Below are 20,483 nucleotides of genomic sequence, written 5' to 3' on the forward strand. Positions count from 1 at the left end.
ATCACGGAGCAGAACCACCCGATCGCCCCTACGTGTCGGCCTCGGCGAATCCCTCGGACCGGAAAATCGCGGATCGGGAGCGAAAGCGATCGGGCGAAGGCGCGGAGTACAGGTGTCCGCTGACCACCTCGCCCGGGAGGCGCCCATGACGGAGAGCAAGACGTGACCGGCCTGGCCGGCACGCGGACGGCCGGGAGGATGAGCGACGCCGACCTCGTCCGGGAGTACCGCCGCGACCCGGACGGGTTCACCGCCGTGTACGACCGGTACTTCGGCGACGTCCACCGGTACGTCGCAGGACGGCTCGACACCCAGGTGGCCGACGACATCGCGGCCGAGACGTTCCTGGTGGCGTTCCGCAAGCGGGAGCGGTTCGACCCTGCGCGCGGGGCGCTCCGGCCGTGGCTGTTCGGCATCGCCACCAAGCTCGTCGCCCAGCATCGGCGCGTCGAGGCGCGGCACTACGAGACCCTCGCCCGCGCGCGGACGGCCCCCGACGACCACGGCCACGAGAACGAGGTCGTCACGGCGGTCGCCGCGGCCGGTCTGCAACCGCAGCTGGCCCGGGCACTCGCCGCGCTGACCCGCAAGGAGCGGGACGTCCTGCTGCTCGTGGCGCTGGCCGACTTCAGCCATGAGGAGGTCGCCCAGGCTCTGCGCATCCCGTACGGCACCGTCGGCTCGCGTCTCAACCGGGCCCGGAAGAAGCTTCGCACCGCACTCGAGAAGGAGATCGACGGCAATGGATGAGCTGCGCATGGTCCGCACGATGCTGGACAAGCCGGCGCCCGACCACGTGGCCGTCGCGCAGGGGCGCGACCGGCTCCGTACGGCGATGGGCGGCCGACGCCGTACGATGCCCGCCCGCCGGACCCTGTGGATGACGGGCGGCCTCGGCCTCACCGCCGCGACGGCCGCGGCGGCGGTCGCGATCGCCGCGACCGGCACGAGCGGTACGGCCGGCGACCGGCCGACGGCCCGGCGGGGCGGTACGCCCACGACGACACTGAACGCGCGTTCGATCCTGCTGGCCGCCGCGACCGAGGCGGACGGGCAGGCGGACGGTGTCGGCGCGTACTGGCACACCACGATCGTGGACCGGAACACCTACCGGGTGGTCGGCGGCGGCTACACCGTCGTCGAGCAGGGGCAGCACGAGCAGTGGACGCCGAGCCGGCCGGGGCGGCCGCAGTGGGCGAGTGACCGCTCGCTCGGCGCACGGCCGGCGAGCGCCGCCGACACGGCGGCCTGGCAGCGGGCGGGCTCCCCCGGCACGTTCAAGGTGGCGGTGCCGGGCAAGCGTCTCGCGCCGATGACCCTCTCCACGCAGCCGGGCAAGGCGAGTGTCGACCGCGCCCCGCTCGTCGACGGCGACAAGGTCTTCTGGCTCGGCCGCAACGTCACCATGAAGGACCTCCGCGCGCTGCCCGCCGACCCGCAGCGGCTGAAGGCCGCCCTGAAGCGCTGGTACCAGGGGCACGACACCGAGTCGTCGAGCCTGCCGATGTCCTCGGACCTGTGGCTGTACACCGTCGCCCATGGCCTGATCACGGAGATGCCGGTGACCCCGCAGGTCCGGGGCGCGGCGTTCCGGATGCTCGCGGACCTGCGGACGGTCACGGCGATCGGCCGGGTCAAGGACGCCCAGGGCCGGCCGGGCACGGCGATCGGCATCACCGAGCGGACGAAGCTCGGCGGCACGATCCAGCACCGCCTCATCATCGACACCGCCGCCGGACGGGCGCTGGGCGAGGAACTCGTGGTCGTCACGCCGGGCGAAGCCACGGCGGGCCTGGCGCCCGGTTCGGTGTCGAGCTCCACGACGGTGGTCACGCAGGGCTGGACCGACTCGGCGCCGACCAAGCCCACCGGACCGCAGCGCGGCCGCTGACCCCCGAACACCGCTGATCGCGCGGGCCGGACCGGACACCACCGGCGTACAGGGGCTCCGGCCCGCGCGACCCGCCCCGGCCGAACGTGGTCGGGGTGGGCGTCAGCTCCAGCGGGCCTCGCGGTGCAAGGCGGCCTTGCGCACGTACGTCTCGGGCGTGTAGGCGAGCACCGCCCGGTCGTCGTCGTTCAGCTCCCGGACGACCTTGCCGGGGACGCCCGCGACGAGCACACCGGAGGGGATCTTCTTCCCGGGGCCGACGAGCGCGCCCGCCGCGACGAGCGTCCCCGCGCCGATCCGCGCGCCGTTCAGCACGATCGCGCCGATGCCGATCAGCGAACCGGTCTCGACGTACGCGCCGTGCACCATGGCCTTGTGCCCCAGGCTCACCCGGTCCTCCAGCACCGCGGGCATGCCCGGGTCCGCGTGCAGGCAGGACAGGTCCTGGATGTTGCACTCCTCGCCGACGATGATCTCCTCGTCGTCGCCGCGCAGCACCGAGCCGTACCAGACGTTGGCCGCCCGGCCGAGCCGCACACGGCCGACGACGACGGCTCCGGGGGCCACCCACGCCTCCGGATGGATGTCGGGTCGGTGGTCGCCGAGGGTGCCGTGGAAGAAGTCAGTCACGGTCGTCAAGTCTAGAAGCGGCGGCGGGGCCGTCCCCGGCCGGTCGGCGCGGCATATTTCCCAAAAACTGCATTTTGCGATATTTAACCTGGGAAGACTCTCGTGTCGCCGCACCGACGGGCCAGGAATTCCTGCGAGTAGCCGCATTCCCCTTGCGTGAAAAGGGGGGAACCATCGAGAGTCGACACAGACGTTCCTTCGACCCCCAAGGGCTATGAGCAACGAAGCCGAGATCCTGCCGAACCTCTTCCGCGAGGAGCCCCTCCGCGAGGAGACGTTCGAGATCGTCATGCGCGGCTACAACCGCCGTCAGGTCGACGAATACATCGCCCGTACCCGCAACCAGATCCGCGAGCTCGAGGCCCGCCTGTCCCGGGCCCTCGACGAGGTCGAACGCACGCGCCGCGAGATGACCGAGGTCCGCGAGGCCCGGCGTCCGACCGGTGACGACCTCAGCGAGCGGCTTCGTCAGATCATCAACCTCGCCGAGGAAGAGGCCCAGTCGAAACTCGGCGAGGCCGAGCGCAACGGCGCCCAGATCCAGCAGGACGCCGAGCGCCAGGCCAAGCAGATCATCGACGAGGCCCAGGGCAAGTCCGAGCGAGCGGTCGCCCAGGCCCAGGAGAACGCCGGCCACATGCTGTCGGCGGCTCAGCAGGAGGCCGAGCGGATCGCGACCGCGGCCAAGAACGAAGCGGACACGCTGGTCACCGAGGCCCGTACGGAGGCCGAGCGCACGCTCACCACGGCCGAGCGCCGTTCGTCGGTCATCAACGAGGACGCCTCCGCGCGCCTGGCACAGCTCACGAAGCAGCACACGAAGGCCCTCGGCCGGCTCAGCGAGATCACCGAGACGCTCGTGACGCTGCTGGAGCAGGAGGAGAAGGCCGGCCCGCTGGAGGAGATGGTCGCGGGCGCCGTCGCCCAAGGCGATGCGGAGCGGCCCTCGGCCCGTCCCGAGCAGCCGCAGCAGGCACCGCAGGCGCAGCAGCAGCAGCCGCCGGGCGGCCGCCACCACCAGCCGTCCGGGCCGGCCCAGCCGCCGGTGCCGCCACAGGCCCAGCCCCAGCCGGTGCAGCAGCCCCAGGAGCGCAATGTCCAGGTGTTCCCGGCGAGCGGCGAGCCTGCGGAGTGACGATCGGGCCGGTGACCGTTGGTCGGTCACCGGCCCGATCATCTAGAGTCCTGGTCTGTGAGACGACGACGCGGCGGTGCGGGCACCGTACGCCCGATCCGCTACATGGGCGATCCCGTTCTGCGCACCGAGTGCGATCCGGTGCGGTCCTTCGACGCCGACCTGCGGCGACTCATCGACGACATGTTCGCGTCGATGTACGCCAATGACGGCGCCGGACTCGCGGCCAACCAGATCGGCGTCTCCCTCCAGGTCTTCGTCTACGACTGCGATGACGACGCGGGCCGCAACCACGTCGGCCACGTCGTCAACCCGGTGCTGGTGTCCGCCGACGGCGAGACCGTGACGGACGACGAGGGCTGCCTGTCGCTGCCCGGCCTCCGCTTCCCGACGCCGAGGTACGGCCACGCCGTCGTCGAGGGCGTGGACATGACGGGAGCGCCGCTGCGCGTCGAGGGCACCGGCTATTTCGCCCGCTGCCTCCAGCACGAGACGGGCCACCTGGGCGGCCGGCTGTACGTCGACACGCTGCAGGGCGACGTGCGCAAGGCCGCGCTCCGCGCCGTCCGCGCCGCCGACTGGAGCTGACGGCTCCGCCCTCACGGGAAGATCGTTTCCTGTTAGAGTCGTCCCGTGCCGACCCTCATCGCCCATTGGTGGCGCCGCCCTTAGGCGGCCTGTCGTCACTGTTCCCCCAGACCGCCGCTCCAGAGCGCGGGTCTGGGCAGGGGTCGCCCCGGTGCCGGACGCTCGGGAGCCGACCAGAGGACGGACCCCATGCCCAACGACGAGCTCGCCGCGATCCGCGCCCAGATCGACGGACTCGACCGCCGGATCGTCGCGCTGCTGGCCGAACGCGAGACCCTCGTACGCCAGGCCGGCCGGCTGAAGACCGACGCCGGCGCGGTACGAGCCCCGCGACGCGTCGCCCAGGTGGTCGAGCGCGCCCGGTCCACCGCCGTGGAACTCGGCGCGTCTCCCGATGTCGTCGCACGCACCTACCAGGCGATGATCAGCGCGTTCATCGACCTGGAACTGGCGAGCGTCGGAGTCGCGGACGCCCCGCCGATCGAACCCGCGGGACCGGAGGACGCCGGGGAACTGCTGACGCTGCAGCGCGCCGCGTACGCGACCGAGGCGCGGATCTACGGCGATCCCGAGCTACCGCCGCTGGTCCAGACCCTCGACGAGCTCGTCGCGGAGCTGGACCGGGGCGTCGCCTTCAAGGTCACGTACGGCCGCCGGATCGTCGGCGCCGTACGCGGCCGCGTCGAGGGCGACCTTCTGCGCATCGGCCGGCTGACCGTCGCGCCGGACTTCCAGGGCCGGGGGCTCGGCACCGCCCTGCTCGCGGCCATCGAGGAGTCGGTCGTCCCCGGAGCCCGGCGCGCGACCCTCTTCACCGGGCACCTCAGCACGGCCAACCTCCGGCTGTACGAGCGCCTCGGCTACGCCGAGGAGCGCCGCGTGCCACTCGGCCCAGGAGTCGACCTGATCCATTTGACCAAGCCCCTCACCTGACCAGCAGATACGTTGTGCCGAGGATTTCGGTGGTCAGAGCGACGGAAATCCTCGGCATAGTGTGGCCGCTTGTCCACAGACGGCGATCCAGGGCTTCCGCTGTCCCTCCACCGACGGTCAGGCTGGTGGCGTGCTCGAAGAGGTGCTCGTCCGGCAGCACGGGGTGGTCGCGCGGTGGCAGGCGCTCGCGTGCGGCCTCACCGAGGCGGCGCTGCGCGCCCGGGTCGGGAGTGGCCGGTGGCAGCGGATCTTCACGGGGGTGTACGCCGCGTTCAGCGGCCCGCTGTCCCGGGAGGCGGTGCTGTGGGCCGTCGTCCTGCGGGCGGGTCCCGGAGCCGCCCTCAGCCACCGCACCGCGGCGGAGCTCGACGGGCTGGTCGACGACGTGCGAGGTCCGATCCACGTGACGGTCGGCCGCGGCCGCACCGTGGTCCCGCCTGAAGGCGTCCGGCTGCACTATTCGAGCCGGATCGACGACGCCCGGCACCCCGCGCGGCTACCGCCGCGCACCACGGTGGAGGAGACCGTCCTCGACCTGGCGGTTTCGGCGCCCGACCTCGATGAGGCGATGGCCTGGCCTGCGCGGGCGTGTCAGCGTCGCCGCACCACGCCGGAGCGGCTGCTGCGAGCCCTCGGAAAGCGGAAGAGGGTGCGATGGCGGGCCGAGCTGACGGCGGCGCTGGCGGACGTCGACGAGGGCGCGACCACGCCGCTGGAGATCAGGTTCGTCCGTGACGTCGAGCGGGCGCACGGGTTGCCGCCGAGCGCCAGGCAGGTCCGGTCGCTGCACGGTGGGCGCGTGACCTACGAAGACGTGCGCGCCGAGGCGTACGGCGTCGTCATCGAGCTGGACGGGCGGGCGGCGCACCCGTTCGCCGAGCGGCACCGCGACATGCGCCGCGACAACGCGGCCGTGCGAGCGGGGCGGGCGCCGCTGCGGTACGGCTGGGCCGACGTCACCGAGCGCCCGTGCCTCGTCGCAGCGGAGATCGCCGACGTCTACCGACGCCGAGGCTGGACGGGGACGCCCCACCCCTGCGGAGCAGGATGCCTCCTCACCGCCGCAGCGTGAGCATTGCCGATCGAAGGCGTCCGGCTGCACTATTCGAGCCGGGGCGACGACGCCCGGCTACCGCCGCGCACGGGTCGCCAGAAGTTGTGCCCCGGATTTCGGTCGTCAGCACGACGGAAATCCGGGACACAACGACGGTGCGGTCGCGGCGCACCGTGGCGTGGATCGGGCCTCGGACGTCGTCGACCAGCGCAGATATGTTGCGCCGAGGATTTCGGTGGTCAGAGCAGAAAATCCGGGGCACAACGTCCGGCGATCCCCCACCTCAGCGGGCGCGGCGGTACTTCGCGCGGGGGCCCCAGGGTTTGGCGACGGAGAGGACGACGGTGGTCGTGTAGAGGGCGATCGCGACGCACGAGATGATCACGAGGTTGTACGGGAGGAAGCCCAGGTCCATCCGTTCGATCGACCCCGTGGGATGCCGGGTCGCCGCGTGCGCCGCTTCGTGCAGGCGGGCGGTGAGCGCGAGGTTGGACGCCACCGTCGCGGCCAGGGTCAGCCAGAACTTCACCGCCACCCAGTGATACCGGAACAGCCGCCAGGGCGTGCCCAGCGCGAGGATCAGCCCGCTCGCCGGCGAGGAGAGGCTGAGCGGCAGGATCAGCGCGTCGCCCAGCATGGGCATGGCACGGTAGGCGGTCCGCAGCGCGTCCGCGTCCGAGGTGGCGAGGGCGGAAAGGGCGAGGACGAGCACGCAGATCATCAGCGTCAGCCACCCCATCGACGCGATGAGGTGGACGACCAGCGTCGTCTTGCGGGCGGTCGGCGAGAGCCGCAGGCGCAGCGGCCCGCGCGAGGCGGACGCGGACGAAGGCGAACCGGGCACATCGGTCATGGCCGACACGATTCCCGTGTCAGCCGGGGTGGGTCGTCCGCTCCCCGGAGGCACTGCCCCTACTCCACCGGGCGTACGGGCACCTGTGACGCGGGCTCCCGCCCGGCTGCACGCCACTCTGCGCCAAGCCCAGGTCCATCCGTTCGATCGACCTCGTGGGATGCCGGGCCGCCGCGTGCGCCGCTTCGTGCAGCCTGGCCGTGAGCGCGAGGTTGGACGTCGGCGTGGCCGCCGGCGTCAGCCACCCCATCGACGCGATGAGGTGCACGGTCAGCGTCGCCGATCACCTAACCGAGGCCGCAGCACAGGGTGATCGCGCGGTGGCAGGCGCGCTTGCAGCGTTGACCGGGTTCAGGACGGTCTTCATCAGCTTTGGCAAAGGAACCGAGCACCGAACAACCAAGAGAAAGCCGAGGTAGGCGAGATGGCCAACGCACGGACCACCACGTCGAGCGAGGTCAGGAAGCTGCGCAGGGCGGCCGAGTACGCGCTGGCCTGTGGTGCTTCGCCTGAGCAACTGCGCGAGGCCGTCGATACAGTCGGCCTGGTGACATTCGCCAACGGACTGGCCCGTGGCGCGTCGCCCGAGACGGTACTCGCGGCCGGCCGCGTCGCGCGCCGTCTGGGCTGATCAGTGTGTCGTGGCCGGTACAACCCGGTCACACGCATCAAAACCACAGCGCAGTCCCTCAGGGCTGCGCTCTTCTTTTACGCGACCGCCAGAGCCCCGGGTTCGGCCCGTCGGCAGTCACCTCGTGCGGCATGGGATGCCTCTTCACCGCCGGGGCGTGCGCATCACTCCGTGCCGAGGATCTCCGTCGCGCCGGCCACTGAGATCCGGGGCACAACCTCCGGTGACCCCTCACCTCAGCCGGCCTCGCGGCCGCGGCGGCGGGAAAAGGGGCCGGCCCCGCGGCTGGGAGGCCGCGGGGCCGGGTGGTGCTCGGTGCGGTCAGTGCATCGGCATCGGCGTGTCCGACGAGTCGCCGGCCGGCTTGCGGCGGGGCAGGAACAGCGCGGGGATGAAGGCCAGCGCGAGCAGGCCCACCGCCCACCAGTAGGTGCTCTGGAAGGCATCGGCCATCGGGCCGACGATCTTCTGCATGATCTGCGGCGGCAGCTTCGCGGCGGCGGACAGCCCGCCGCCGCCCGCACCGCCGCCGAGCTTGGCGGTCAGGTTGTGAGCGAGCAGGACGGACATCAGCGCGGTGCCGATGGAGGCGGAGACCTGCTGAATGATGTTCAGCATCGTGCTCGCCTTGGGCACCTCGTCGTGCGAGAGCGTCTGGATGGCGGCCGCCATGGTCGGCATCATCGTCATGCCCATGCCCAGGCCCATCACGAACAGCACGCCGCCGAGCACCCAGTACGAGGTGTCGGCCTGCAGCACCGCGGTGAAGCCGGCCACGGAACCGACGACCGCCACGAGGCCGATCAGGACGACGCGGCCGGGGCCGATCCGGTCGGTGAGCTTGCCACCGATCGGCATCGTGACCATCGCGCCGATGCCCTGCGGGGCGAGCAGCAGACCGGAGGAGAAGGCGCTCTCGTGCCGCACCACCTGGTAGTAGAGCGGCAGCAGGAGCATCGCCCCCATGAACGCGCACATGAACAGGACCATCGTGCCCGCGGCCGCCGCGACCGAGCGCCGCTTCACCAGCCGCAGGTCGATCAGCGGGACGCGGGCGGTCAGCGCGCGGATCGCGAACAGCACCACCAGGACGGCACCGGCGACGGTGGTGATGAGGACCTCGGGCTTGCCGAAGTCGCTGTCCTGGGCGCCCTTGGCCAGACCGTAGATGAGCGAGGCCAGGCCGGGGGACAGCAGCACGAGACCGAGGAGGTCGAGCCGCTCGCCCGGGCGCGGGGTGTCGCGTTCGAGGATCCTGGCGGCGAGGAACAGCGCGACGACGCCGATCGGCAGGTTGATGAAGAAGATCCAGCGCCAGGAGACGTCGTCGACCAGCCAGCCGCCCAGGATCGGTCCGCAGATCGGCCCGAGCAGCATCGGAATGCCGACGACGCTCATCACCTGACCGACGCGCGACGGCCCGGCCTTCTGGGTCAGGATCGTCATGCCGGCCGGCATGATCATGCCGCCGCCGAGGCCCTGCAGGACGCGGAAGGCGATCAGCGACTCGGCCGACCAGGCCATGCCGGCCAGTGCCGATCCGAGCACGAAGAGCGCGATGGAGATCATGTAGAGCCGCTTGGTGCCGAAGCGCGCCGACGCCCAGCCGGTGACCGGGATGACCGTGGCCAGGGCGAGCGTGTACCCGGTGGCCACCCACTGGATGGTGGACAGCGGGGCCTTGAACGCTCCGGACAGGTGGTTGATCGCGACGTTGACGACGGTGACGTCCAGGATCGACATGATCGCGCCGAGGACGACGACCATGGCGACCGCGAGCACACCCCGATCAAGCCCGGCCGGTGGCGCGGAAGTCTGTGGCGGATCGTCCGCAAGCTCGGGTGGTGGCGCGGTGCTCATTCGGGTGTTCCAATCGTCAGACGCCCACGTGGGCGGTTAGCTGCGCTTTGAGTCGACGGACCATGATGCCGGGTGCCACCGACAAACTCGCAATCGAATTAATCCGCAGGCAGCGCCGCCTGCCGGCCCCCGGGCGCGGACGCGCCTCCGCGTCCGTCATAGGACGGCTGAGGACGTCCCGGCGAGGTCAGGAGGTGATGAACGTCACCTCAGACGTCGAAGCGGCCGGAGCGTCCGCGCTTCACGTCGCCGCGACGGCGCTTGTTCTCCAGGCGGCGTTCGTGGACGCGGCGGCTGGGCTTGGTCGGGCGGCGCGGCTTCGGCGGAGGGGCGGTGGCCTCCGCCAGCAGGGCGGCCAGCCGGGCCTTGGCGGCCTCCCGGTTGCGCAGCTGCGACCGGTACTCCTCGGCGCGGATCGTGATGACCCCGTCGACGAGGCGTCCGGCGAGGCGCTCCAGCGCCCGGTCCTTGTACGTCTGCGGGAGCGCCGCCGACCGGGCGAGGTCGAAGGACAGCTCGGCGGCGGTGTCGCTGGTGTTGACGTGCTGCCCGCCCGGCCCCGACGAGCGGGAGAAACGCCAGCGCAGCTCGGCGTCGGGGATGACGACCGAGCCGCGGACACGCACGGGTTCGGACATACGCCCGATTATCCCCGGCTAGCGCGTTTCATGTCGCCTGATTTACGACCCGGCCGCACGGGGTGGTGCCAGGTGCACCGGGACGGTGCCGGCGCGGCGACCCCGCGAGGGGGCTCAGGCCTCCTGACCCGGCGGGCGCGCCGCCGCAGAGTCGAAGGCGTCGATCCCGAGCGGTGGAGGTGGCGTTGATGCCGGAGAGACGGAAGTACGCGAAAGCATGGTGGGTCGCCGTCGCGGGCGCGGTGGGGCTGGCCGGGGCCGTCGGGGCGGCCCTCCCGGCCGCGGCCGCCGAGAGCGGGGACGCCTCGGTGGTGCGGACCGCGGAGGGGCCGGTGCGCGGAACCGTGACGGGCGACCATCGCGTGTTCGAGGGCATCCCGTACGCGGCGCCACCGGTGGGGTCCTTGCGCTGGACCTCGCCGCAGCCGGTCTCCCCGTGGACGCGGACCCGTGACGCGACCAGACCGGGAAACGCGTGCGCCCAGACGGCCGGCTTCCTCGGCGACGCCCCGAGTGAGGCCGAGGACTGCCTGTACCTCAACGTCACGACGCCCCGGCACGTCACCGGGCGGCGGCTGCCGGTGATGTTCTGGATCCACGGGGGCGGGTTCTACTCCGGGGCCGGGGACCTGTACGACGCCCGGCGGCTGGCGACCCAGGGCGACGTGATCGTGGTGACGCCCAACTACCGCCTGGGCGTCTTCGGCCTCCTCACGCATCCTTCGCTGGACCGGGGCGGACGGCCGACGTCGGGCGACTTCGGTCTGGAGGATCAGCAGGCGGCGCTGCGCTGGGTGCGGCGGAACGCCGCGGCGTTCGGCGGCGACCCGGGCAACGTCACCATCTCCGGTGAGTCGGCCGGGGGCGTGAGCACCTGTACGCACCTCACCGCGCCGGGCTCGGCCGGGCTGTTCCGGCGCGCCATCGTGCAGAGCGGTCCGTGCGCCGTCACCGACGAGTGGCCCTACCACGACGGCGAATGGGTCGTACGGCCGCGCGCGGAGCGGGCGCGCCAGGGCGCGTCGCTGGCGGCGAAGATCGGCTGCGGCGACGCCGCGGACGTCGCCGCCTGCCTGCGCCGCCTCCCGGTGTCGGCCCTGTTGAACGCCTCGGACGGCGGCCAGGGGTTCGGCCCCGCCGCGGGGGGCACGGTGCTGCCGGTCGCGCCCGCCACCGCGCTCGCGACGGGCCGGTTCGCGCACGTCCCGGTGATCCAGGGCACGACCCGCGACGAGCACCGGCTGTTCGTCGCGGCGGTCGAGAGCTTCAGCGGGCACGTCACGACCGAGGCCGACTACCGCGGTGAGCTCGAGGACTTCTTCGGGCCCGTCAAGGCGGCGAAGGTCCTGGCGGAGTATCCGGTCCGGCGGTACGGCTCGGCGAGCCTGGCGCTGGCGTCCGTGTGGACCGACTACGCCTGGGCGTGCCCGGCGGGCCGTACCGACCGGCTGCTGAGCGAGCGGGTCCCGACGTACGCGTACGAGTTCGCCGACGAGAACGCACCCTGGGCCAGTGACACCCCCGCACCGGCCTTCCCGACGGGCGCGTTCCACGCCTCGGAACTGCAGTACCTGTTCGACCAGTCCGAGTTCCGCGGGCCGCTGTCCACGGCCCAGCGCCTGCTCTCGGACCGGATGATCGGCTACTGGACGCGGTTCGCCCGCACCGGCGACCCGAACGGCGGCGGCGCGCCGACTTGGGCGCCCACCCTCCCGGGCGCGGAGCGGGTGCTGTCGCTGGCCTCCGGCTCCGGCGGCATCCGGCCGGTCGACCTGGCCCGCGAGCACCGCTGCGGGTTCTGGACCTCCCTCGGTCACTGAGGAGGCGCACCGCCGCCACCCGCGCTCGGCGGGTGGCGGCGTCCGCTCGTACGACGACTCGCCGCCATGCAAGTACTCACTTACACTGAGGTCATGGGCGATGGATACTTCGAGGACGGTGACCTCATCCGCACGGTGGGCCGGGAAGGGCTGTTAATAGCCGTCGGCGGCGCCGCCTCGCTGCTGCAAACGGCCCACCCGAAGATCGCGCAGGGCGTGTACGACCACAGTTACACCGCCCGGGACCCGCTGGGGCGGCTCCGGGGCACGATGCAGTGGTTGTACGCCGTGGAGTTCGGTTCGCGCGAGGAGGCGGACCGGCTCAGCGCCGTCGTCCGGCGGATGCACACCACCGTGACCGGCGAGGGTTACCGGGCCGACGACCCGGAGCTGCAGGTCTGGGTCGCCGCGACGCTGTTCGCCACCGCCGCGCACGCGTACCGGCTGTTCTTCCGCGCGCTCACGCGGGAGGAACTGGCGGACTACTACGAGCAGAGCAAGGTGTTCGCGACGATCCTCGGCTGCCCGTACGCCATGATGCCGGCGACGTACGCGGACTTCCGCGAGTACTACGCGCGGACGCTCGCCGAGCTGCGGATCAGCGACGCCTCCCGGGCGATCGCCGACCAGGTGCTGCACCCGCGGCTGCCCGGCGGGCCGCTGAACCGGCCCGGACTGGCCGCCATCCGTCTCCTCACGGCCGGCCTGATGCCCGAGCCGATCAGGCGGCAGTACGGCTGGCGGTGGGACCGCGCCCGGCAGGTCCGCTTCCACCTGCTCGTGCGGTCGCTCCGGCTGGTCTATCCCCGGCTGCCGCTGCCGGTCCGTACGCTGCCCCGCGACCGCTACCTGCAGGATCTCCGCCGCAGGCTCGACAGGGCTCCGGCCCGGCGGACCACGCCCCGTACCGCCTGACCGCGCCGGGGGCGGGACCGGCCAGACCCGCCCCCGGCGCGAAGGTCACTCGCCGGACCAGTTGGGCGAGCGCTTCTCGGCGAAGGCGGCCGCGCCCTCCATCGCGTCCTTGGACCCGAAGACGGGCATGATGATCTCGCCCTGCCGGGCGAACTGCTCGTCGCTCGGCCAGTCGCGGGACTCGACGATGACGCGCTTGGTGGCGGCCAGCGCCAGCGGGGCGTTCGCCGCGATCTTGGCGGCCAGCTCCTTGGCGGTCCGCAGCGCCTCCCCGGGCTCGGTGACCCGGTTGACCAGGCCGAGCTCGGCCAGCCGTGCGGCCGGGTAGTGGTCGCCGGTCAGCGCGATCTCCAGTGCGGCGTGGTACGGGATCCGCTGCGGCAGCCGCAGCAGGCCGCCCGCGCCGGCGACCAGGCCGCGCTTGACCTCCGGCAGCCCGAACTTCGACTCCGAAGACGCGACGATCATGTCGCAGGACAGCGCCAGCTCGAAGCCACCCGCCAGGGCGTACCCCTCGATGGCGGCGATGATCGGCTTGGCCGGGGGCCGCTCGGTGATGCCGCCGAAGCCGCGCCCGCCCTTGGTCGGGTCGTCACCGGTGAGGAACCCCTTGAGGTCCATGCCGGCGCAGAAGGTGCCGCCGGCGCCGGTGAGAACGTAGGCGGAGACGTCCTTGCGCGCGTCGAACTCGTCGATCGCGCTCGCGATGCCCTGGGCGACGGCGCCGTTGACGGCGTTCCTCGCCTCGGGCCGGTTGATCGTGATGACGGCGACGCCGCCGTCCACCTCGGTCAGGACCGCGTCCGACATCAGGACCTCACTTGGGCTGGAAGCGGATACCGCCGTCGAAACGGATGACTTCGGCGTTGACGTAGTCGTTCTCGATCAGGGAACGGACGAGGTGGGCGAACTCCGACGCCCGGCCCATGCGCTTGGGGAAGACGACCGGCGCGACGAGCTTCTTCTTGAACTCCTCGGCCTGCTCGCCCTGCCCGTAGATCGGCGTGTCGATGATGCCGGGGCAGATCGTGTTGACGCGGACGCCGATGGCGGCCAGGTCGCGGGCGGCGGGCACGGTCATGCCGACGATGCCGCCCTTGGAGGAGGAGTAGGCGATCTGGCCGGTCTGCCCCTCGAGGGCGGCGACCGAGGCCGTGTTGATCACGACGCCACGGGTGTTGAACTCGTCGACCGGGTCGGTCTTGGCGATCGCCGCCGCGCCGAGCCGCAGGCCGTTGAACGTGCCGATCAGGTTGACCTCGATGACCTTCTTGTACGACGCGAGGTCGTGCGGGGAGCCGTCGCGGCCCACGGTCCGCGTCGCCCAGCCGATGCCGGCGCTGTTCACCACGACGCGCAGCGGCGCGCCGGTGGCGACGGCCGCGTCGACGGCGGCCTGCACCTGCTCCTCGTCGGAGACGTCGACCTTGACGAAGACGCCGCCGATCTCGTCGGCGATCGCCTTGCCCTTGTCCTCGTTGAGGTCGGCCACGACCACCTTGGCACCGTGCGCGGCAAGGTCCCGCGCGGTCGCCTCGCCCAGTCCGCTCGCGCCGCCCGTGACGACGGCGGCAACTCCGTTTACGTCCATAAGCAGGAGGTTACCGGAGAAGGCCGAATCAAATTCTAGTGATGTTACTCACGCGTATCAAAAAATTGTCCAAGCGGTGCGACCGCTATTGATCCTGCACCTGAACGGCGGGCGCGTGGCCGTTCCAGGTGCAGAACAACGACGAGGTGTGGGCGCCCTCCGTGAAGTCGACCCGCAGCCAGCCCGCCGCGTGCCACGTCCGCACCTCATGCCCCGCGGCCGGGGTCGCCGACACCAGCCGGGCGGCGGTCGCGGTCATCGACAGCACGACCTGCCCGCCGGCGAGCGTGTAGCTCCGGGTCTCCGTGTGCGGCGACGGCGTGGGCCGCGGACTCGACGGCCGCGCCGGCGTGTGCCGTACGGTCCGCTTCGGCGTCGCCCGGACGCTCGGACTCGGCGGCGGGGAGGACGGCGCGGCGGCCGAGGCGGGCACGTGGTCGACGACGGAACGGGCCGGCGGCGGGCCGAACACGGCGTTGTGGAGCACCGGACGCGCGCCGAACCAGACCAGCATCACCGCCAGCGAGGTGGCGCCGCCCCAGGCGGCCACGTACGTCATCGCCCGTCGCACCGCCCCATGGTGCCGCACCGGCCGTGCTCCATGTCAGTGACCGGAACCGGCCGCCAGGCCGCCGAGCTTGTCGGGGTTGACCTGCATCCGCAGGTTCTGGATACGGCCGTCGACCAGGTCGAAGGTCAGGGCGCCGGCGGGAAGGCCCTGGATGGTGAACAGCACGCCCAGTTCGCCGTTGATGGGGGCGGGTCGCATGACGCCGCCGGCCGATTCGGGTTTGGCCAGGACGCCGAGCATCCAGCGGGCGACGTGGTCGGGGCCGAGCAGGGGGCGGCGGGCGGCGGTGACCTTGCCGCCGCCATCGGACCAGAGGGTCACGTCGGGCGCGAGCACCTCCATGACCGCGCCCAGGTCGCCGCCCGCGCAGGCCGCGATGAACCGGGCGGTGACCTTCTCACGCTCGGCCGGGTCGCTGTCGAAGCGCGGCCGGCGGGCCTGGACGTGCTCGCGGGCACGGTGCGCGATCTGCCGGACGGTCGGTTCGGGCCGCTCCAGGATGTCGGCGATCTCGGCGTGGGAGTACCCGAAGACCTCACGGAGCAGGAACACCGCGCGCTCGACGGGGCTGAGGGTCTCCAGCACCACCAGCAAGGCGGTGGAGACGGTGTCGGCCATTTCGGTCTCCTGCGCGGCGTCGGGCGCGGTGAGCAGCGGCTCGGGCAACCACGGGCCGACGTAGGTCTCCCGGGTCGCCCGAGTCGAGGTGAGGCGGTTCAACGACAGGTTGGTGACCGTCCGTACCAGGTAGGCCTTCGGGTGCCGGATGGCGGCGCGGTCGGCGGCGTTCCACGTCAGCCAGGCGTCCTGGAGGACGTCTTCGGCCTCGGCGACGCTGCCCAGCATCTGGTAGGCGGTGGCGAACAGCAGCCGCCGGTGTTCGAGGTACGGGTCGGTCATGGGGTGATCCTCTCGATGCGCCGGTCCGAGGGAAGGCCCGCCGTCAGGCGGCGGCCCTGCGGGTGGCGCGGCCGCCCTTGGAGAGGGTGGCGCTGACGTTCATCCGCTTGCTGATCCGGTACATCTTCAGCGGGCTGCCGCTGACGGTCTCCTTGTACATCACGGCGGCGCGGCCCTTGAGGTAGGCCCGGCGCGGGGTGTCGTCGGCGCGGGTGAACTGGATGACCGCGTCACGGCGGCCGAGGCTGACCGGCTGGTGGAAGTAGCCGAACCGGAACGGCCTGACCGGCCTGCCGCGCAGCAGGCGGGCGATGGCGTCGGCGGTGTACTGGGCGGTGGGCATGCCGCTCTGGCAGGTGCCGTGGATCCGCCCCCACGCCATGCGGATCGCGGCGGCGTCACCGATGGCGTGGATGTCGGGGTGGGACACCGAGCGCAGCGTCGCGTCCACCACGATCAGCCCGCCCTCGTCCACGGCGATCCCGGCGTCGGCGGCCAGCGGCGACACCGTCACACCCGCCGTCCACAGGCACGCGTCCGAGGCGATCGTCTCCCCGCCGTCGAGTTCGACCGCGTCGGGCAGCACCTTGGCGACGCGCGCGCCCACTCTGACGGTGACGCCGAGGCGGTCCAGCGCCCGGTCCACATGGGCGCGGGCCCGGTCGCCCATCATCGCGCCGGGCCGGTCGGAGCTGATCAGGGTGACGTTCAGGCGGGGGTGGGTCTCGGCGAGCTCGGCCGCCGCCTCCACCCCGGTCAGGCCGCCGCCGCAGACCGTGACCGTGCCGCCGGCCGCCGCGACCTCCCGCACCCGGGCGGCGAAGCGGGCGGCGGTCCGCGGGTCGTCGAGGGTGAAGGCGTGGTCGCCGGCGCCGGGGACCCGGCCGGTGTCGGCCGCGCTGCCGAGGGCGTACACGAGTGTGTCGTACTCCAGCCTCGCCGCCCCGCCGTCGATCACCACCGTGCGGTCGTCGGGGTCGATCCGGGTGGCCCTGCCCTGCACGAACGTAATCCCGGTCCCGGCCAGCAGGTCGGGGATCCGGTGGTCGGCCAGTTCCTGCCCGGCGGCGGTCTGGTGCAGCCGCAGCCGCTCGGTGAACCGGGCCGAGGGGTTGACCAGCGTGATCCGGACGCCGGTACGCCGGGTGCGGTGGGCCAGGCGGATCGCGGCCAGCATGCCGGTGTAGCCGGCGCCGAGTACGACGACGCGGTGGTCGGTCCTCATCTCTTCACTCCCCACGTTCGGGTCACCGGGCCAGGGCTCCGTGCCGGTGACGCCCATGGGACAAAGACCTCCGCCCCGAAGTGACACCTTGAGGATGTGATCCACGTCTCACAACGGCTCGCTCTTACTGACGCGCACTTTGTCGCGATTTCGGCAGTTATGCCGCCGTCAGGTTCTAAGGTGCCGGGCATGGCGAATGTGCTCGTGGTGGAGGACGACCAATTCGTACGGTCGGCACTGATCCGGGAGCTCACCGAGCGGGCGCACGCCGTCCGCAGCGCGGGCACGGCGCTGGACGCCCTTCGCGAGGTGGCGCGCGCCGCGCCGGACGTCGTCATCCTGGACCTGGGGCTGCCCGACCTCGACGGCGCGGAGGCCCTGAAGATGCTGCGCGGCGTCTCCGACGTACCGGTGATCGTGGCGACCGCGCGCGACGACGAGACCGAGATCGTACGGCTGCTGAACGCCGGGGCCGACGACTACCTGATCAAGCCGTTCTCCGGCGAGCACCTGAGCGCCCGCCTCGGCGCCGTGCTCCGCCGCTCCAAGCAGTCGGCCCAGCCGCGGACGTACCAGGTCGGCGGCCTGCGGGTGGACCCGGACCGGCGCGAGGCGTTCCTCGACGACCGGCCGCTGGACCTGACACGCCGGGAGTTCGACCTGCTGGCCCATCTGGCGTCCCGCCCCGGTCACGTCGTATCCCGGCGGGAGCTGCTGACCGAGGTGTGGCAGCAGCCGTACGGCGACGACCAGACGATCGACGTGCACCTGTCCTGGCTGCGCCGCAAGCTGGGCGAGACCGCCTCCCACCCCCGCTACCTGCACACCGTACGCGGCGTGGGGGTCAAGCTGATCGCGCCGTGAGGCGGTCGCTCGCGCTCGTGTCGGCGGCCGTCACCTCAATGGTCGCGCTGGCGTTCCTCATCCCCCTCGCCCTCATGGTCAAGGAGATCGCCCGCGACCGGGCGCTGAACGACGCGGAACGCCAGGCGGGGTCGCTCGCCCCGGCGCTGGCCATCACGACCGACCGCACCGCGCTGCAGCGCGCCGTCGCCAGCACCCAGGCCGGAGCGGCGGGCCGGATGGCGGTCCACCTGCCGCCCCGGGCCGGCGGCACGGTGGGGACCTCCCGGGCGCGGCTCGCGGACCTCGCCACCGCCACCGAGCGCGGCCGGTCCTTCTCGACCCCGGCGTCCGGCGGCTACGTGCTGCTGCAGCCGGTGGCGCTGGACCAGGACCGTACGGCGATCGTCGAGGTGTACCTGCCGCGCCAGGACCTGGCACGGGGGGTCCAGGCCGCCTGGGTCACGCTCACGGTCGTGGCCGCCGTGCTCGTCGCCGGGTCCGTCGTCGTCGCGGACCGCCTGGGCGCCCGCGTCGTCGGCTCCGCGCGCACCCTGGCCCGCGCGGCGACCGCCCTCGGCGACGGCGACCTGCGCACCCGCATCGACCCGCAGGGGCCGCCCGAACTGCGCGACGCCGGGCGCGCGTTCAACACGATGGCCGACCGCGTCGAACAGCTCCTCGCCGCCGAACGCGAGCTGATCGCCGACCTGTCCCACCGGCTGCGGACCCCCCTCACCGCCATGCGGCTGAACGCGGCCGCGCTCGGCGCCGAACCCGCGGCCGAGCAGACCCGGCTCGCCGTCACGCGCCTCGAGGAGGAGGTCGACCAGATCATCCGCTCGGCGCGCAAGCCGACGGAGACGGCCCGGTGCGACGCCGCCGAGGTGCTCCGCGACCGGATGGCCTTCTGGTCCGCGCTGGCCGAGGACCAGGAACGCGACTGCGAGCTGATCGGCGCCGACGGGCCCGTCGCCGTCCCGGTGCCGCGCGCCGAGCTGAGCGCGGTGCTGGACTCGCTGCTCGGGAACGTGTTCCGGCACACCCCGGAGGGCACGGCGTTCGCGGTGACGCTGCACGCGGGCGCGGGGCTGGTCGGGATCCTCGTCGCGGACGCGGGTCCGGGCATCACCGACCCGGAGGCGGCGCTGCGCCGGGGCGCCAGCGGCGGCGGGTCCACCGGCCTCGGACTGGACATCGCCCGCCGCATGGCCGAGGCCGCGGGAGGCGACGTACGGATCGACCGCTCCGCGCTCGGGGGCGCGCAGGTACAGATCTGGCTGCCGACGACGCCCAAGCGCCCGCGCCGGAGACGACGGCCCTAGCGTCGCGGGACCGCGCGGAGTGCTGATCAGTGATCGGGTACTAATTGCCCGTATGGCGTTGAAAGAGCTCTATCCCCCGATCGAGCCGCATGAGTCCGGCCTCCTCGATGTCGGTGACGGCAATGACATCCACTGGGAGGTCTGCGGGAACCCCGCCGGCAAGCCCGTGGTCTTCCTGCACGGCGGGCCGGGCGGCGGCATCCTGCCCGGCTTCCGCCGATTCTTCGATCCGGCCGCCTATCGCATCGTGCTGTTCGACCAGCGCAACTGCGGTGCCAGCCGGCCGAGCGCCGGCGACCCGCGGGTCTCGCTGGAGCACAACACGACTCCGCACCTGATCGCCGATATCGAGCGGCTCCGCGAGCATCTGCGCATCGACCGCTGGCTGGTCTTCGGGGGAAGCTGGGGCAGCACTCTCGCCCTCGCGTACGCCCAGGCCCATCCGCACCGCGTCACCGAGCTCGTGCTGCGCGGCATCTACCTCGTCCGCCGGTCCGACGAACACTGGACGTTCGCCGACACCGGCATCGCCCAGCTCTTCCCCGCCGAGTGGGCGGCGTTCCGCGACGCCGTCCCCGCCGCCGAGCGAGACGACCTGCTCACCGCCTACGGCCGCCGCATCGGCGACCCGGACCCGGCGGTGCACCTCCCCGCGGTCCGCTCCTTCATGGCCTGGGAGATGTGCGCCAACACCCTGCTCCCCGTCGAGCCGCCGGCACTCGACGACGCGACCCTCCTCGCCTTCGCCCGCATCCTCCACCACTACATCGCCAACGGTGGCTTCCTCCCCGACGGCGGCCTGCTCTCGGGCATCGACCGCATCCGGCACATCCCCGCCGTGATCGTCAACGGTCGTTACGACATGAAGACCCCGCCCCGGCAGGCGTGGGATCTGCACCAGGCCTGGCCCGAGGCCGAGTTCCACGTCGTCGAGGACGCGGGCCACGGCAGCATGGAACCCGGGATCCGGCACCGCCTGATCGACGCCACCGACCGCTTCCGTACCTGACTCGGGTGGCGTGAAACCGGGCGTTCCGCTCGGAGCCGGGCATCGGGTCAACCGCGCTTCAACCGCTCCTT

Annotated in this window: 21 protein-coding genes; 12 read left to right on the top strand and 9 right to left on the bottom strand. The window is 72.4% G+C overall.

Annotation, left to right across the window (positions count from 1 at the left end):
• Window positions 1-162: 162 nt before the first annotated feature.
• Both AB0L00_RS10605 and AB0L00_RS10610 read left to right on the top strand, forming a co-directional pair.
• Window positions 163-750: an RNA polymerase sigma factor gene (locus AB0L00_RS10605; RefSeq protein ID WP_364431197.1), complete on the top strand. Its 588-nt coding sequence runs from the start codon at window positions 163-165 to the stop codon at window positions 748-750.
• A complete protein-coding gene (locus AB0L00_RS10610; protein ID WP_364431200.1) occupies window positions 743-1,891 on the top strand; it encodes a CU044_5270 family protein in 1,149 nt (382 codons plus the stop codon). Before AB0L00_RS10605 ends, AB0L00_RS10610 begins: the two co-directional genes overlap by 8 nt.
• 102 nt (window positions 1,892-1,993) lie before the next feature.
• On the opposite strand, the gene AB0L00_RS10615 is transcribed toward AB0L00_RS10610, so the two are convergent.
• Window positions 1,994-2,521 carry a gamma carbonic anhydrase family protein gene (locus tag AB0L00_RS10615; RefSeq protein WP_345355747.1) on the bottom strand — a complete coding sequence of 176 codons (528 nt, stop codon included), beginning with the start codon at window positions 2,519-2,521 and terminating at the stop codon, window positions 1,994-1,996.
• Window positions 2,522-2,735: 214 nt separating this feature from the next.
• Between AB0L00_RS10615 and AB0L00_RS10620 the strand changes: the two genes are divergently transcribed.
• The 4 genes from AB0L00_RS10620 (at window position 2,736) to AB0L00_RS10635 (ending at window position 6,249) form a co-directional block, all read left to right on the top strand.
• Window positions 2,736-3,656, top strand: a complete 921-nt coding sequence (locus AB0L00_RS10620; protein ID WP_364431203.1) for a DivIVA domain-containing protein — start codon at window positions 2,736-2,738, stop codon at window positions 3,654-3,656.
• Window positions 3,657-3,713: 57 nt separating this feature from the next.
• A complete protein-coding gene (def, locus tag AB0L00_RS10625; RefSeq protein WP_364431205.1) occupies window positions 3,714-4,244 on the top strand; it encodes a peptide deformylase in 531 nt (176 codons plus the stop codon).
• 189 nt (window positions 4,245-4,433) lie between these two features.
• The gene (locus tag AB0L00_RS10630; protein ID WP_364431208.1) at window positions 4,434-5,177 is read left to right on the top strand and encodes a GNAT family N-acetyltransferase; all 744 of its coding nucleotides are present in this window, start codon (window positions 4,434-4,436) and stop codon (window positions 5,175-5,177) included.
• A 130-nt stretch (window positions 5,178-5,307) separates the two neighbouring features.
• Window positions 5,308-6,249, top strand: coding sequence for a type IV toxin-antitoxin system AbiEi family antitoxin domain-containing protein (locus tag AB0L00_RS10635; protein ID WP_364431211.1), 942 nt, complete (start codon window positions 5,308-5,310; stop codon window positions 6,247-6,249).
• A 265-nt stretch (window positions 6,250-6,514) separates the two neighbouring features.
• Here AB0L00_RS10635 and AB0L00_RS10640 read toward each other — a convergent pair whose 3' ends face one another.
• Window positions 6,515-7,084 carry a hypothetical protein gene (locus tag AB0L00_RS10640; RefSeq protein WP_364431214.1) on the bottom strand — a complete coding sequence of 190 codons (570 nt, stop codon included), beginning with the start codon at window positions 7,082-7,084 and terminating at the stop codon, window positions 6,515-6,517.
• Window positions 7,085-7,508: 424 nt separating this feature from the next.
• On the opposite strand from AB0L00_RS10640, the gene AB0L00_RS10645 reads away from it, so the two are divergent.
• Window positions 7,509-7,715, top strand: a complete 207-nt coding sequence (locus tag AB0L00_RS10645; RefSeq protein ID WP_364431216.1) for a hypothetical protein — start codon at window positions 7,509-7,511, stop codon at window positions 7,713-7,715.
• A 321-nt stretch (window positions 7,716-8,036) separates the two neighbouring features.
• Here AB0L00_RS10645 and AB0L00_RS10650 read toward each other — a convergent pair whose 3' ends face one another.
• The gene (locus tag AB0L00_RS10650) at window positions 8,037-9,497 is read right to left on the bottom strand and encodes a DHA2 family efflux MFS transporter permease subunit (protein ID WP_364431218.1); all 1,461 of its coding nucleotides are present in this window, start codon (window positions 9,495-9,497) and stop codon (window positions 8,037-8,039) included.
• 287 nt (window positions 9,498-9,784) lie between these two features.
• On the bottom strand, window positions 9,785-10,213 hold the full coding sequence (gene arfB / locus AB0L00_RS10655) for an alternative ribosome rescue aminoacyl-tRNA hydrolase ArfB (RefSeq protein ID WP_364431221.1): 429 nt from the start codon (window positions 10,211-10,213) through the stop codon (window positions 9,785-9,787).
• Window positions 10,214-10,401: 188 nt separating this feature from the next.
• Here arfB and AB0L00_RS10660 point away from each other — a divergent pair, with 188 nt between their 5' ends.
• Both AB0L00_RS10660 and AB0L00_RS10665 read left to right on the top strand, forming a co-directional pair.
• Window positions 10,402-12,033: a carboxylesterase/lipase family protein gene (locus AB0L00_RS10660; RefSeq protein ID WP_364431224.1), complete on the top strand. Its 1,632-nt coding sequence runs from the start codon at window positions 10,402-10,404 to the stop codon at window positions 12,031-12,033.
• Between the two features lie 93 nt (window positions 12,034-12,126).
• Window positions 12,127-12,948, top strand: a complete 822-nt coding sequence (locus AB0L00_RS10665) for an oxygenase MpaB family protein (RefSeq protein WP_364431227.1) — start codon at window positions 12,127-12,129, stop codon at window positions 12,946-12,948.
• Between the two features lie 45 nt (window positions 12,949-12,993).
• Here the strand turns inward: AB0L00_RS10665 and AB0L00_RS10670 are convergent, their stop codons facing one another.
• From AB0L00_RS10670 to AB0L00_RS10690, 5 genes are all read right to left on the bottom strand, one after another.
• On the bottom strand, window positions 12,994-13,758 hold the full coding sequence (locus AB0L00_RS10670; RefSeq protein ID WP_345355775.1) for a crotonase/enoyl-CoA hydratase family protein: 765 nt from the start codon (window positions 13,756-13,758) through the stop codon (window positions 12,994-12,996).
• 7 nt (window positions 13,759-13,765) lie between these two features.
• Window positions 13,766-14,539 (bottom strand): SDR family NAD(P)-dependent oxidoreductase, encoded by a 774-nt coding sequence (locus AB0L00_RS10675; RefSeq protein ID WP_364393026.1) that lies wholly within the window; start codon window positions 14,537-14,539, stop codon window positions 13,766-13,768.
• A gap of 85 nt (window positions 14,540-14,624) precedes the next feature.
• Window positions 14,625-15,110 carry a hypothetical protein gene (locus AB0L00_RS10680; RefSeq protein WP_364431230.1) on the bottom strand — a complete coding sequence of 162 codons (486 nt, stop codon included), beginning with the start codon at window positions 15,108-15,110 and terminating at the stop codon, window positions 14,625-14,627.
• Between the two features lie 33 nt (window positions 15,111-15,143).
• On the bottom strand, window positions 15,144-16,010 hold the full coding sequence (locus AB0L00_RS10685) for an RNA polymerase sigma-70 factor (protein WP_364431233.1): 867 nt from the start codon (window positions 16,008-16,010) through the stop codon (window positions 15,144-15,146).
• Window positions 16,011-16,053: 43 nt separating this feature from the next.
• On the bottom strand, window positions 16,054-17,235 hold the full coding sequence (locus tag AB0L00_RS10690) for an FAD-dependent oxidoreductase (RefSeq protein WP_364431235.1): 1,182 nt from the start codon (window positions 17,233-17,235) through the stop codon (window positions 16,054-16,056).
• Between the two features lie 189 nt (window positions 17,236-17,424).
• On the opposite strand from AB0L00_RS10690, the gene AB0L00_RS10695 reads away from it, so the two are divergent.
• The 3 genes from AB0L00_RS10695 to pip are packed head-to-tail and all read left to right on the top strand — an operon-like array spanning window position 17,425 to window position 20,412.
• Window positions 17,425-18,099 carry a response regulator transcription factor gene (locus AB0L00_RS10695; RefSeq protein WP_364431238.1) on the top strand — a complete coding sequence of 225 codons (675 nt, stop codon included), beginning with the start codon at window positions 17,425-17,427 and terminating at the stop codon, window positions 18,097-18,099.
• A complete protein-coding gene (locus tag AB0L00_RS10700) occupies window positions 18,096-19,403 on the top strand; it encodes a HAMP domain-containing sensor histidine kinase (RefSeq protein ID WP_364431241.1) in 1,308 nt (435 codons plus the stop codon). Before AB0L00_RS10695 ends, AB0L00_RS10700 begins: the two co-directional genes overlap by 4 nt.
• Window positions 19,404-19,461: 58 nt before the next feature.
• Window positions 19,462-20,412, top strand: coding sequence for a prolyl aminopeptidase (gene pip / locus AB0L00_RS10705; RefSeq protein WP_364431632.1), 951 nt, complete (start codon window positions 19,462-19,464; stop codon window positions 20,410-20,412).
• Window positions 20,413-20,483: the final 71 nt, after the last annotated feature.

It is taken from the genome of Actinoallomurus sp. NPDC052308 (assembly GCF_040679195.1).
Classification (GTDB): domain Bacteria; phylum Actinomycetota; class Actinomycetes; order Streptosporangiales; family Streptosporangiaceae; genus Actinoallomurus; species Actinoallomurus liliacearum.